The organism is Streptomyces sp. NPDC002588 (assembly GCF_040295925.1).
Classification (GTDB): domain Bacteria; phylum Actinomycetota; class Actinomycetes; order Streptomycetales; family Streptomycetaceae; genus Streptomyces.
The window spans coordinates 287,444-299,117 of sequence record NZ_JBEOWF010000002.1 but is presented as its reverse complement, the minus strand read 5'-3'; the positions used below and the strand labels follow the sequence as shown (position 1 = coordinate 299,117).

The 11,674-nt window shown below is 73.4% G+C and carries 12 protein-coding genes; 4 read left to right on the top strand and 8 right to left on the bottom strand.

The annotated features are described in order from the left end of the window. Positions 1–31 precede the first annotated feature (31 nt). Positions 32–607 (bottom strand): hypothetical protein, encoded by a 576-nt coding sequence (locus tag ABT057_RS04055; protein ID WP_352340845.1) that lies wholly within the window; start codon positions 605–607, stop codon positions 32–34. Between the two features lie 160 nt (positions 608–767). On the opposite strand from ABT057_RS04055, the gene ABT057_RS04050 reads away from it, so the two are divergent. Then, complete coding sequence (locus ABT057_RS04050) at positions 768–1,448, top strand: formylglycine-generating enzyme family protein (RefSeq protein ID WP_352340844.1); 681 nt, start codon at positions 768–770, stop codon at positions 1,446–1,448. A 6-nt stretch (positions 1,449–1,454) separates the two neighbouring features. Here ABT057_RS04050 and ABT057_RS04045 read toward each other — a convergent pair whose 3' ends face one another. Next, positions 1,455–1,910, bottom strand: a complete 456-nt coding sequence (locus ABT057_RS04045; RefSeq protein WP_352340843.1) for a MarR family winged helix-turn-helix transcriptional regulator — start codon at positions 1,908–1,910, stop codon at positions 1,455–1,457. A gap of 26 nt (positions 1,911–1,936) precedes the next feature. Between ABT057_RS04045 and ABT057_RS04040 the strand changes: the two genes are divergently transcribed. Continuing rightward, positions 1,937–3,523 carry an MFS transporter gene (locus tag ABT057_RS04040; RefSeq protein ID WP_502973768.1) on the top strand — a complete coding sequence of 529 codons (1,587 nt, stop codon included), beginning with the start codon at positions 1,937–1,939 and terminating at the stop codon, positions 3,521–3,523. A gap of 58 nt (positions 3,524–3,581) precedes the next feature. Here the strand turns inward: ABT057_RS04040 and ABT057_RS04035 are convergent, their stop codons facing one another. From ABT057_RS04035 to ABT057_RS04015, 5 genes are all read right to left on the bottom strand, one after another. Continuing rightward, positions 3,582–4,226, bottom strand: a complete 645-nt coding sequence (locus tag ABT057_RS04035) for a response regulator transcription factor (RefSeq protein ID WP_352340841.1) — start codon at positions 4,224–4,226, stop codon at positions 3,582–3,584. After that, a complete protein-coding gene (locus ABT057_RS04030; RefSeq protein WP_352340840.1) occupies positions 4,223–5,473 on the bottom strand; it encodes a sensor histidine kinase in 1,251 nt (416 codons plus the stop codon). Before ABT057_RS04030 ends, ABT057_RS04035 begins: the two co-directional genes overlap by 4 nt. Before the next feature lie 91 nt (positions 5,474–5,564). Beyond that, the gene (locus ABT057_RS04025; protein ID WP_352340839.1) at positions 5,565–6,698 is read right to left on the bottom strand and encodes an ABC transporter substrate-binding protein; all 1,134 of its coding nucleotides are present in this window, start codon (positions 6,696–6,698) and stop codon (positions 5,565–5,567) included. A gap of 177 nt (positions 6,699–6,875) precedes the next feature. Beyond that, positions 6,876–7,871: a helix-turn-helix domain-containing protein gene (locus ABT057_RS04020; protein ID WP_352340838.1), complete on the bottom strand. Its 996-nt coding sequence runs from the start codon at positions 7,869–7,871 to the stop codon at positions 6,876–6,878. Between the two features lie 153 nt (positions 7,872–8,024). Further along, the gene (locus ABT057_RS04015) at positions 8,025–8,999 is read right to left on the bottom strand and encodes an alpha/beta hydrolase (RefSeq protein ID WP_352340837.1); all 975 of its coding nucleotides are present in this window, start codon (positions 8,997–8,999) and stop codon (positions 8,025–8,027) included. Positions 9,000–9,221: 222 nt separating this feature from the next. On the opposite strand from ABT057_RS04015, the gene ABT057_RS04010 reads away from it, so the two are divergent. After that, positions 9,222–10,187: a TerC family protein gene (locus tag ABT057_RS04010; RefSeq protein WP_352340836.1), complete on the top strand. Its 966-nt coding sequence runs from the start codon at positions 9,222–9,224 to the stop codon at positions 10,185–10,187. A 75-nt stretch (positions 10,188–10,262) separates the two neighbouring features. Here the strand turns inward: ABT057_RS04010 and ABT057_RS04005 are convergent, their stop codons facing one another. Further along, positions 10,263–10,826 carry an NADPH-dependent FMN reductase gene (locus ABT057_RS04005; protein ID WP_352340835.1) on the bottom strand — a complete coding sequence of 188 codons (564 nt, stop codon included), beginning with the start codon at positions 10,824–10,826 and terminating at the stop codon, positions 10,263–10,265. 118 nt (positions 10,827–10,944) lie between these two features. Here ABT057_RS04005 and ABT057_RS04000 point away from each other — a divergent pair, with 118 nt between their 5' ends. Then, positions 10,945–11,601 carry a TetR/AcrR family transcriptional regulator gene (locus ABT057_RS04000; RefSeq protein ID WP_352340834.1) on the top strand — a complete coding sequence of 219 codons (657 nt, stop codon included), beginning with the start codon at positions 10,945–10,947 and terminating at the stop codon, positions 11,599–11,601. Positions 11,602–11,674 lie beyond the last annotated feature (73 nt).

The window sequence follows — 11,674 nt, the reverse complement described above, 5'->3', positions numbered from 1 at the left end:
GGCCCCCGTCCGGTGCCCGGGACCAGCGGTGTCAGGGGCGCAGCAGGTAGTGCGTGAGCAGCGACTCGGCCCTGGCGGGACTCACCCCCAGGGCCGTGCCGATCCGCTCCCACGACACCTCGTCCTCCTGGATCGCGTAGGCCGCCTCCTGGGCGATGTCGGCGGTGAGGCGCTCCAGCGCGGTCGCGGCCCGGAGCGCGGCGACCGGGGCCTGCTCGACCAGCGCGGCCAACTGGTCCTCCAACACGTCCAGCAGATGGGTGAGTTCGTCCGGCAGAGGCACGGTCCGGCGTTCCACGGCCCGGATGTGCTCGCTCCAGTCACGGTACGCGTCGCCGGTGTCGGGGTCGGGCCGGCGGCCGCTCACCTCCTCCGCCCAGTCGATCGGGTACGGCTCCCCGCGCCAGCCGCACGCACAGGCCGCGCGGAACCCGGCCGCCCGGGGCCGGCCCGCGAGACCGTCGTAGGCCCACCACTCGCCGGTCTCCACGCCGCTGTCGGCGCCGCCGAAGTCCAGGTACACCGGCTTGGGCTCGTCCCCCTCGGCGAGCACCGCCCCCGCGATGCCCTCGTGGGACTCCCCGAACTGCTCGGTCGTCCACCCCACGGTCTTCCCCCCTGTGGTCCGGTCTTGTCGCATCCCTCGAACACCCTGCGGGGCGCCGTACGGTGACACATGCCCCGGGAGCGAGCATGCCCCGGGCCGCCCTTCCGTGAACGGGACTTCACCCGGCGCCCCGGGGCGCGAGGGTGAGATCATCTCCGGCATGGACTTGGCACCGGAGCAGGAGATGATCCACGTACTGCCGGGGGAGGTGACCCTGTCGGACCGGCGCACACGGCGTACGTGGGCGGTGGAGGTGGCGGCCTGCCGGATCGGGACCCACCCCGTCACACGGGACCTGTACGCGCGCGTCACCGGCGCGCCCCCGCACGCCGCCGGGGAGGGCCGGCTGCCCGTCGAGGGCGTCTCCTGGTGGGACGCGGTGCACTTCTGCAACGCCCTGTCCCTGCGCGCCGGTCTCACCCCCGCGTACCGCACGGGGGCCGACGGCGAGACCGTCGCCTGGGACACCTCGGCCGACGGATACCGGCTGCCCACCGAGGCCGAATGGGAGCACGCCTGCCGCGCCGGCACCGAAGGACCGCGCTACGGCCCGCTCGACGACATCGCCTGGTACCGGGAGAACTCCGGCGAACGGCCCCAGGAGGTCGGCGCCAAACTCCCCAACCCCTGGGGCCTGTACGACATGCTCGGCAACGTCTGGGAGTGGTGCTGGGACGTCTACGACGCCGAGGTGTACGGCACCTACCGCGTCCTGCGCGGCGGCGGCTGGTTCGACGAGCACTGGAGCTGCCGGGCGTCCGTGCGGCGGCGCAGCCACCCGACGTTCCGGGTGGACGACGTCGGCTTCCGGCTCGCGCGTACGGCGCGCCCGGCGTCGTAGGGCGCGCTACGGGCGCGGCCAGGGGCGGCCGCCGATGGCCTCGATGCCGTTGTTGAACCGCCGCAGGTAGCCCGCGAAGGCGGCGACGTCGTCGTCCGGCCAGTCGTGCATCACCTGGTCCAGGATCTCGACGATCCCCTCCCGTTCCGCGTCCAGCAGGCGCATCCCCTCTTCGGTGAGACGGAACTTGCGGGCCATCCCGCCCTCGGGGTCGGGGATGCGCTCGATGAAACCCGCCCGCATCGCCGCCGCGGTCTGCCGGTTCAGGGTGGAGGCGTCCAGGCCGAAGGCCTCGCTGAGTTCCCCGATCGACATCGGCCCCTGGACCTGGATCCGGCTGAGCAGGATGTAGGCGCTGCGCTCCATGAGGCTGTTCTTGCGGCGGCCGCCCCGCTGGTTCAGGAACGTGTGACGGCTGAGCAGCATCTGCTCGTACTCGACCTCATGGGTGGGCGTCTCCATGGGCCCATCCTGGCATACGGGTGTGTATGGGCCATGCCATGTGCTTGATACATATGGCATGTACGATGCACATCCTCGCGTACATCGTTTCCTGCTCCCGCGCTTCGTCCTCTGCTCCCGCACTTCGTTCCTTGCACACTTTCTCCGAGGAGTCCCCCATGGGCGCCCCAGCCCCTCAGCCCACGGCCCGCTCGGGTGCCGTGATCGCCACGCTGGCCTTCGCCGGCACCACGGCGGCGATCATGCAGACCCTGGTCACGCCTCTGATAGCCGAGCTGCCGCAGATCCTGGACACCTCGTCCTCGAACGCGGCCTGGGTGATCACGGTCACCCTGCTGGTGGCCGCCGTCTGCGTACCCGTCGTCGGCCGCCTCGGCGACCTGGTGGGCAAGCGCCGGATGCTGCTCGCCTGCTCCGTGCCGCTGATCGTCGGCTCCGTCGTGTGCGCCTTCGCCTCCGACGTGGTGACGATGATCGTCGGCCGCGGACTGCAGGGCATGGGCATGGGCATGGTGCCCCTCGGCATCGCGCTGCTGCGGGACGTCGTACCGGCCGAGAAGCTCAGCGGCTCCATCGCGCTGGTCAGCGCCTCCATGGGCATCGGCGGCGCCATCGGCCTGCCGCTGGCCGCCGCGGTCGCCCAGTACGCGAACTGGCGCGCCCTGTTCTGGGGCTCCGCCGCCCTGGCCGCCGTCGTCGCCGTCCTGATCTTCACCCTCGTCCCGGACGTCCCCGCCGGCGCCAAGGGCCAGCGCTTCGACCTGCCCGGCGCCGTCGGCCTCGGCGTCGGCCTGGTCTGCCTGCTGCTCGGCGTCTCCAAGGGTGCCGACTGGGGCTGGGCCTCCGGCAGCACGCTCGGCCTGTTCGCCGCCGCCGTCGTGGCCCTCGTCGGCTGGGGCGCCTGGGAGGTGCGCACCACCGACCCGCTGATCGACCTGCGCACCACGGCCCGCCCCCGCGTCCTCCTCACCAACCTCGCCTCGGTCTTCATCGGCTTCGGCATGTACGCGAGCATGCTGGTGATGCCGCAGCTGCTGCAGTTCCCGGCGGCCACCGGCTACGGCCTCGGCCAGTCGATGCTCGCGGCCGGCCTGTGGATGGCCCCCGGCGGCCTGATGATGATGCTGGTCTCCCCGCTCGGCGGAAAGCTCACCAACGCCCGCGGCCCGAAGTTCACCCTGGTCTGCGGCGCCCTGGTGCTGGCCGTCGGCTACTTCGTCTCCCAGGCACTGATGGGCTCCGCCTGGGGCGTCATGGTGGTCAACCTCATCACCAGCGGCGGCGTGGGCCTCGCCTACGGCGCCATGCCCGCCCTGATCATGAGCTCGGTGCCGCTGACCGAGACGGCCGCCGCCAACGCCTTCAACACCCTGATGCGCTCGCTCGGCACCTCGGTCGGCTCCGCCGTCATCGGAGTGATCCTCTCCCAGATGACCACGACCATGGGCGGCTACACCTTCGCCTCCGAGGACGGCTTCCGCACCGCGCTCCTCGTCGGCGGCGGCCTCGCCCTCGTCTCCGCGGCCATCGCGGCGGTCATCCCCGCCGCCCGCGCCGCGGCGGCCGAGGACACCACCGGCCAGACCGCCGCGCCCGAACAGGCCAAGGTCTGAGCGACCGGAGGGGGCGACCGCACGGTTCGCCCCCTCCGTGCTCCCCGGGCCCCGACTCCTACTCGAGGTCCAGCAGCCCCCTGCGCACCGCCTCCGACACCGCCGCCGCCCGGTTGTCCGCGCCCAGCTTGCGGTAGACCCGCACCAGATGCGTCTTGACGGTCGCCTCGCTCAGGAACAGCGCCTCGGCGATGGCCCGGTTGCTCAGCCCCTCCGCCAGCAGCCGCACCACCTCCACCTCCCGCCCGCTCAACTCCCCCTCGGGAGCCGGGCCCTGGCCGACCAGCTCGCCCACGAGCTCCGACGCGAGCCCGAGCCCGCCGGCCGCGGCGCCGCGCACCGCCGTGAACAGCTCCTGCGGCGGCCCCGCCTTCAGCACATATCCCCGGGCCCCCGCCTCCAGCGCGCGCACCACGTCGGCCCGGCCCGAGTAGCTCGTCAGCATCACCACCGGCATCCCGGGCGCCTCGGCCGCGAGCCGGCGCACCGCCTCGATCCCGTCGATGCCGCGGCCGCCCCCGAACCGCAGGTCCATCAGCACCACGTCCACCCCCAGCCGGGCCGCGAGCCGCACCGCCTCCTCCCCGGACCCCGCCTCCCCGGCCACCTCGAGATCCGGCTCCCCCTCCAGCAGTGCCCGCAGCCCCGCCCGTACGACGGCGTGGTCGTCCGCCACCAGCAGCCTGAGCGGTGTCCCGCTCACCGGGCGGCCACCCCGGCGGCCGGACGGCTCGGAGCCTGCGCGGGCACGGTCGCCCGCACCCGCGTCCCGCGCCCCGGCACGCTGCCGACGTCGAGGTCGCCGCCGCACTCGCGCAGCCGCGCCCGGGCGGCCGGAATGCCGAGCCCCCGCGCGGTCCGCGACGGCACGCCGGCCCGGCCGGGCTCGAACCCCCTGCCGTCGTCCCGCACTTCGAGCTCCGTCCGGTCCGCGTACCCGTGCAACGTGACCACGACGTTCACCGCCCGCGCATGCTCACGGACGTTGGCCAGCGTGCTCTGCGCCACCCGGAACAGGGTCGCCGCCGCCTGCCCGTCGAGGGCCGGGCGGCCCACGCCCGCCGAGCGGAACCGCACCCGCGCCGCCGCACCCTCCGCCTCGGCCCGGGCGCACAGCATCCGCAGCGCCTCCTCGAGACCCGCCTCGTCCACGGCGGACGGCGTCAGATCGCGGATGATCCTGCGGGTCTCGGCCAGATTGGCGTGCAGCCCGTCCGCGACCGCCCGCATCCGGGTGCGGGCCATGTCCGGACGCGTGTCCCAGTCACGGTCGGCGGCCTGCAACAGCATCACCCCGCCCGAGAGTTCCTGGGCCAGCGTGTCGTGCAGGTCCCGGGCGATCCGGGCCCGCTCGGCCAGCACCCCGGCCTGCCGCTGCCGCCGGGCCAGGACGTCGCGGGTGCCCCGCAACTCCCCGACCAGCCGCAGCCGTTCCGCCGCGTCGCGCTGCTGGGCCCGGTAGAGGGCGACGGTGCCCCACACGGCCGCCACCGGGATCAGCACCAGCTCCGGATCGAACTGCCCAGCACTGCGGACGAGTTGCCCGGACAGGACGACCGACAGGGCGGCCACCGCCGTTGCGGCGGCCCGCCGGCCGAGCACCCGCAGCGCCGCGCAGGCCAGCGGCACCGCGCACCACACATAGGCGGAGGTGAGCGACGCGGGAGCGAGGACGACCAGCGCGGTCCACAGCGCCATCAGCGCCGCCACCCACAGATGTCCGCCGATCCGGCCGAGCCGTGCCCCGGCCGCGAGGCCGCCCGCGTACACCAGCGCCAGCAGCCCGCTGACGCCCACGATGTCCCAGCACAGCCCGGTCCTGAGCTGCACCAGCCGGACCAGACCGGCGCCCACGACGACGAAGAACGTCAGATGGGCGAGGAGGTCGGTGGCCGGCCGGCGCCCGCGGGCCGCCCGCGCGGAGAGGTGGACGGGAGGGCGCTCGGACACGGCAGATCCCCTTGGACGATGATCCGTTCGAACAGGGGGTCCGAGTCTATCCGCCGGCTGTAGGGACCGTGTGAGGGCGGTCCCCGCCCGGTCAGGCGCCCGGGTGCAGCCCGAGGAAGCCGGGCGTCGGGTCGCCCTTCACCTCGCCGAAGTACAGCGCGAACGTCTGCTTCAGCCGCTCCACCTCGGCACGGTCGGACATGAACCGCGGGAAGCCGTCGATGTTGGCGTGGCGGTACTCCCAGACCGGCTTCAGACCGGCCGGGGGAGTGATGTCGGTGCGCACCGACCAGCCGTTGAAGGAGTTCTGCTGGACGGCCGTGGACAACTGCCAGTTGAGGTAGAGCTTGGCGGCCGCGGTGTTCCTCGCCGCCTTCAGGATCGCCGCCCGCTGGCCCCAGGCCATGAACGGGGCGCTGTCCGGGAGCACCCACTTCACGGGGCCGGACGCCAGGGGTGCGCCGGAGCCGCCGACGCCGATGGCGTACTGCCCGGCGCGCACGGCGTCACCGGGCGAGTTGCTGCCACGCGCGAACCGCACGTCCTGGGCGGCGAGACGCGCCGCCCAGTCCCAGCCGTAGTGCTTGACGTACAGCGAGTAGAGGAAGAGGACCGCGTCGTCGTCGTGCGGGAAGGAGGAGGCGATCTTCCCCTTCCACCGCGCGTCGAGCAGATCCAGCGGGGTGCGCGGCGCGGCCGGGCCGACGGCGTCCGGCCCGTACATGAAGCTGAACGCGATCGCGGCGACGGCGACCCAGGCACCCTGCGGGTCCTTGAACGTGTCGTGGACCTTCCCGAACCCGGCCGGCCTGTAGTGCAGCAGCCGTCCCTGCGACTTCCAGCGGACGAAGTCCTGCACGGTCTGCAGCTGTACGACGTCCGGGACGAGGGTGCCGGTGGCGAGCTGGTTGTCCACGCGGACGTCGTGGTACTTGCTGTAGTCCACGATCAGCTTCAGGTCGATGTCCGGGAAGGCCTTGAGGAAGGCGGCCCTGGTGCCGTCCTGCTGGGTCGGGGTGTCCCCGCCTGCGTAGACGACGAGCCTGCCCCCTTCCGCGAGCGCGGCCCGGTACAGCTCGTCGAGCGTCCGGGTCTCCTCGGCGCCGTACGACCGTGCGGCGGAGGCGGGGGACGCCGAGGCGGGCGACGCGCCGAGAGCGCCGGCACCGAGGGCGGCGCCGGCACCGGTCGCGAGGAGACGCCTTCTGCTGGGGAAGCTGGCCATGGTGCGAGTACCTCTCTGGAGCACGGAGGAGGGGGAGGGGACCGGGCGCCACGGTCGACGCCGAGTCTGCCGGGCCCGGCGTCCGGCCCGCGTCGTCCGGACGGAGCGGACGACACGCGTCCGGTGGAAACCCCGTTCAACCGATCGGTTGAACGCCCTTCCCGTGCGGTCCCGCCCCTACGGCCTTGCCAGTCGCCGCATCGTCAGCGCGAGGTGCAGCCGCAGCCGGCCCTGAGGTGTGCGCACCGGCCAGCCCAGCAGGTGTTCGGCGTGCGCCAGCCGGTCCTGGAGCGTGGAGTGGTGGACGTTCGCCTCCGCGGCCGCCGCCCGCATACTCGCCGTCGCGGTGACGGCGTACAGCGTGGCGAGCAGCCACGGGGCGTCCGCGGCGGCCTCCTCCACCGCCCGGACGTCGGGCGGCGGCTCGGCCCCCGCCACGACCAGTTCGGCCAGCGACGCGATCCCGCCGAGCTCGTCGGCGTACACCACCCGGGGACCGGGATCGTGCGGGCCGCCCTCGGCCGTGAACCGCAACGCGGTCCGGGCGGCCGCCCAGGACCGGGGCAGCTCCAGCACGGGGACGGCGGGGCCGACGCCGGTCCGGACCGCGGATTCGGTGCCGGGCGTCTCCGCGGAGGCGGGCACGACCCGGGGGCGTCCGGCCGGGGTGGCCAGGGCGCGGGCCGGGGCGAGGGGGTCGAGGCCGAGCTTGCGGGCGGCGTGCAGCCGGGCCGGTTCGGCTGCCGTGGCGTCCAGCAGCGTCTCGACCAGGGCGGGGTCGTCCAGCGGGGCCCGGCCGCGGGTGCGGTCGAGGACGAGGCGTACCGCGCCGGCGGCCCGCTCCAGGATCACCGCGTCGACCACGCTCGGCGCCGCACCGGCGCGTTCCAGCCAGAGGGCGGGCGCACCGTCCGGGGTCAGCGCGGCGGACGGCCACTCGGGATCCGGCGGCAGGTCGGAGTCCCGCCGGGTGCCGTCCTCCTCGACCCGGATCCGCACCCGCCGGTCCGCGTCGACCAGCCGCGCGGGCACCCCGGCGAGCACGGCGGCCCCGCGCACCAGCGACTCCACGCCGGCCCGCGCCTCCGCGAGCCCGTCGAAGTAGGCGATGACCCGCACGGCGGCACCGGCGTCCGGGTCCAGCGCGGTCAGGCGCCCCGCCAGCTCTTTCATGGGCCCATCATGCGCCACGGCCCCGCCGGTGAGGAGGGCCCGCCCCGTCGGTTCCGCCGGAAACCGGCCGCCGGCGCGCACGCCGACGGGCCGTCCGGCTCGTCACCATGAGCCGGGCGGCCCGGTCGCGGAACCGCGGAGGTCGCCGTAGGACTACTCGGCGAGGAGCCTGCGCAGCCAGTTCAGCTGGGCGGCCCGGGCCGTCCTGGAGAGCGCGGCCTGCGGGGCGAAGCCGTCGAAGCCGTGGAAGCCACCCGGCCAGACGTGCAGTTCGGCCACCCCGCCGGCCTGCCAGATCCGGGAGGCGTAGGCGACGGCCTCGTCCCGGAAGGTCTCGGCGGAGCCCACGTCGAGGAAGGCCGGGGGCAGGCCGGAGAGGTCCTCGGCGCGGGCGGGCGCCGCGTACGGGGAGACGTCCGGGCCGCCCCGCGCCGACCCGAGCAGCGCCGTCCAGCCGGTCTCGTTGGCCGTCCGGTCCCAGACCCCGAGGCCCGCCATCTGGTGCGAGGAGGGTGTGTCGTTGCGGTCGTCCAGCATCGGGCACATCAGCAGCTGGCCGATCGGTTGCGGACCGCCGCGGTCGCGCAGCAGCAGGGCGAGCGCGGCGGTGAGCCCGCCGCCCGCGCTGCCACCGGCGATCACGATCCGCTCCGGGTCCGCGCCCAGTTCCTTGGCGTGCTCCGCCGTCCACAGCAGACCGGCGTACACGTCCTCGACGGGTGCCGGGTGCGGGTGCTCGGGCGCGAGGCGGTACTCCACCGACACCACGACCAGGTCCAGCTCCCGCGCCCAGTCCAGGGCCAGGTCCACGCCGACCCGGTTGTTGCCCAGGACCATGCCGCCGCCGTGCACGTGGTAGACGACCGGACGCGGCCGGTCCGGGGCCGGCGAGGTCGGGCGGCAGATCAGCAGCGAGATCTCGGGGGCGCCCTCGGGCCCCGGCACGGTCCGGTCCTCGACCTCGAGGGCACCGCCCGCCGTCAGGTCCAGCTGGGCCAGCAGCTGGATGCCCGGACCCTGGCGGGCGGTCTCGATGTCGTCCGGGGTCATGCCGGGCTGGATCATCTCCCTGATCAGTTCCAGGGCGGCGGCGAGTTCGGGGTCGAACGGCGGGGGGACGAAGGCCATGGCTTCTCCTCGGCGGGGCGGCTCGTGCGGCCATGATCCGCGCACAGGCAACCTTACGGAGCGCCGCCGTCCGGCGGAACCTGCCCGCCGTTCGGCGGGTGGCAGGCCGTATGACCTGGTGTCTTGCCAGGTCATGACCTTTTGTTCACCTGTGCGGGGTGGAACGGCGGCGCGGAGGGCGACAACGATGTCCGCACCCCCACACGCACCAGGAGCATCCCGGTGAACGTCTCCCTCAACGTCTGGCTGCTGACTGTAGCGGCCCTGTGCGCACTCGTCGCCGTCGACTTCCTCATCGGCCGCAAACCCCACGACGTGTCGGTCAGAGAGGCCGGAACCTGGACGATCGTCTGGGTCGTCCTGGCGTGTGTGTTCGGCCTGGGAGTGTTCCTCTTCGGGGGCGGCGGGCCGACGGGCGAGTTCTTCGCCGGGTACATCACGGAGAAGTCGCTGAGTGTGGACAACCTCTTCGTCTTCGTCCTGATCATGGGGAAGTTCGCGGTGCCCTCGCAGTACCAGCAGCGGGTGCTGATGGTGGGCGTCCTGATGGCGCTGGTGCTGCGCGCGGCGTTCATCGCGGCCGGCGCGGCCATCATCTCCGCGTTCTCCTGGGCGTTCTACCTCTTCGGCGCCTTTCTGATCTGGACCGCGTGGAAGCTGATCCAGGACGCGGGGAAGGGCGGGCACGAGGAGGAGTACGAGGAGAACAAGCTCCTGAAGTCGGTGGAGAAGCGTTTCGGGGTGGCCGACCGCTACCACGGCACCAAGCTGTGGATCGAGCGGAACGGCAAGCGGGTCATGACCCCGATGCTGGTCGTGATGCTCGCGATCGGCTCCACGGACGTGCTGTTCGCCCTGGACTCCATCCCGGCCATCTACGGCCTGACGGAGGACCCGTACATCGTGTTCACCGCCAACGCCTTCGCGCTGATGGGTCTCAGGCAGCTGTACTTCCTCATCGGCGGCCTGCTGAAGAAGCTGGTGCACCTCGGCTACGGCCTGTCGGTCATCCTGGGCTTCATCGGCGTGAAGCTGGTGCTGCACGCGCTGCACGAGTCGGGGGTCCACGTCCCCGAGATCGGCATCCCGTTCTCGCTCGGCTTCATCGTGCTCGTCCTCGCCGTGACGACGTTCACCAGTCTGAGGGCGGCCAGGCGACAGGAACAGCGGTCCGGGGCGACGGCCTGAGACGTCCCGGGTGCCGACGGCGAAGGGGGCCCGGAGTGACTCCGGACCCCCTTCGGAGTGTGACGGCTACGGCGCTCAGGCGGCCGCGGTCTCGCCGGCGTGGCCGTGCAGTCGGGCCACGACCTCGGTCAGCTGGGCGGCGACCTCGGCGTCGTCGACCGGGTGGGTCTCGGCGAAGCGGGTCAGGGAACCCGGGATGGAGAGCTTGAGGTCCTCGATGACCTTGCCGCCGGCGATGCCCACGGCCTTGCGGGCCTCGTCCTGCGCCCACACGCCGCCGAACTGGCCGAAGGCGGTGCCGACCACGGCGACGGGCTTGCCGCCGAAGGCGCCGGCGCCGAAGGGGCGGGACAGCCAGTCGATGGCGTTCTTCAGAACGGCCGGGATGGTGCCGTTGTACTCGGGGGAGAAGAGCAGGAAGGCGTCGGCGGCCTGGGCGGCCGCGCGCAGCTTGGCGGCGGCGGCCGGGACGCTGCCCTCGACGTCGAGGTCCTCGTTGTAGAACGGGACGTCGGCCAGGCCCTCGTAGAGCTCGACCTCGGCGCCCTCGGGAGCGACCTTCACCGCCGCCTCGGCGAGCTGGCGGTTGGTCGAACCGGCGCGGAGGCTGCCGACGAGCGCGAGGATGCGGACAGACATGGGTACTCCAAGGGGGCTGAAACAGTGCGTTTACAATCCGGACCGAGGTCCGTTTAAAGTTGTAGCACTCTAACCGGACCGCGGTCCAGTTTCCTTCCCGGTGCTTTACGCTGAGTTCATGTCCAGCCTTCTGCCGCCCTGCCCGGAGCCCGAGGAGCGCATCGGTGAGCCCGCGCTGCTGCAGCTCGGGTCCGCCGCCGACGAGCCGTGCCTGCGCGCCGACGCGGCCCGCAACCGGGCCCGGCTGCTGGACGCCGCCGGCCGCCTCATCGCCGAGCACGGCGCGGCCGGGGTCACGATGGAAGCGGTGGCCGCCGCGGCGAACGTGGGCAAGGGGACCGTCTTCCGCCGCTTCGGCGACCGCACCGGTCTGCTCACGGCGCTCCTGGACCACTCCGAGCGCAAGGCGCAGGCCGCGTTCATGAGCGGTCCGCCGCCGCTCGGACCGGGCGCGCCGCCCGTGGAGCGGCTGCGCGCGTTCGGCATCGCCATGCTGCGGCGCTGCGTCGACGAACTGGATCTCCAACTGGCCGCCGAAGCCGACCCGGTGCGCCGGTACTCGGTGCCCCCGCACCGCGTCCACCACAGCCACGTCGTGCTGCTGCTGCGTCAGGCGCTGCCCGGTGCCGACCACGACCTCCTCGCGCACACGCTGCTGGCCTCCCTCAACCCGGTTCTGGTCCACCATCTGACCCGGCAGTGCGGGGTGTCGCTGGAGCGGCTGGAGAACGGATGGACCGATCTGGTGCGGCGGGTGACGGCTCCTCAGGGCTGACCGGCGAACAGGTGCCCGTGCGCGCCGAGACGGTCGGCGCGGCCCCGGTCTCCGCCGGGTGCGCGGCGGCGCC

What these genes read in the sequence shown, in the direction of transcription:
- ABT057_RS04050 (WP_352340844.1), top strand. Translation starts at nt 768, where the DNA reads ATGGACTTGGCACCGGAGCAGGAGATGATCCACGTACTGCCGGGGGAG.
- ABT057_RS04045 (WP_352340843.1), bottom strand. Translation starts at nt 1,910, where the DNA reads ATGGAGACGCCCACCCATGAGGTCGAGTACGAGCAGATGCTGCTCAGC.
- ABT057_RS04040 (WP_502973768.1), top strand. Translation starts at nt 1,937, where the DNA reads ATGGGCCATGCCATGTGCTTGATACATATGGCATGTACGATGCACATC.
- ABT057_RS04025 (WP_352340839.1), bottom strand. Translation starts at nt 6,698, where the DNA reads ATGGCCAGCTTCCCCAGCAGAAGGCGTCTCCTCGCGACCGGTGCCGGC.
- ABT057_RS04020 (WP_352340838.1), bottom strand. Translation starts at nt 7,871, where the DNA reads ATGAAAGAGCTGGCGGGGCGCCTGACCGCGCTGGACCCGGACGCCGGT.
- ABT057_RS04015 (WP_352340837.1), bottom strand. Translation starts at nt 8,999, where the DNA reads ATGGCCTTCGTCCCCCCGCCGTTCGACCCCGAACTCGCCGCCGCCCTG.
- ABT057_RS04005 (WP_352340835.1), bottom strand. Translation starts at nt 10,826, where the DNA reads ATGTCTGTCCGCATCCTCGCGCTCGTCGGCAGCCTCCGCGCCGGTTCG.
- ABT057_RS04000 (WP_352340834.1), top strand. Translation starts at nt 10,945, where the DNA reads ATGTCCAGCCTTCTGCCGCCCTGCCCGGAGCCCGAGGAGCGCATCGGT.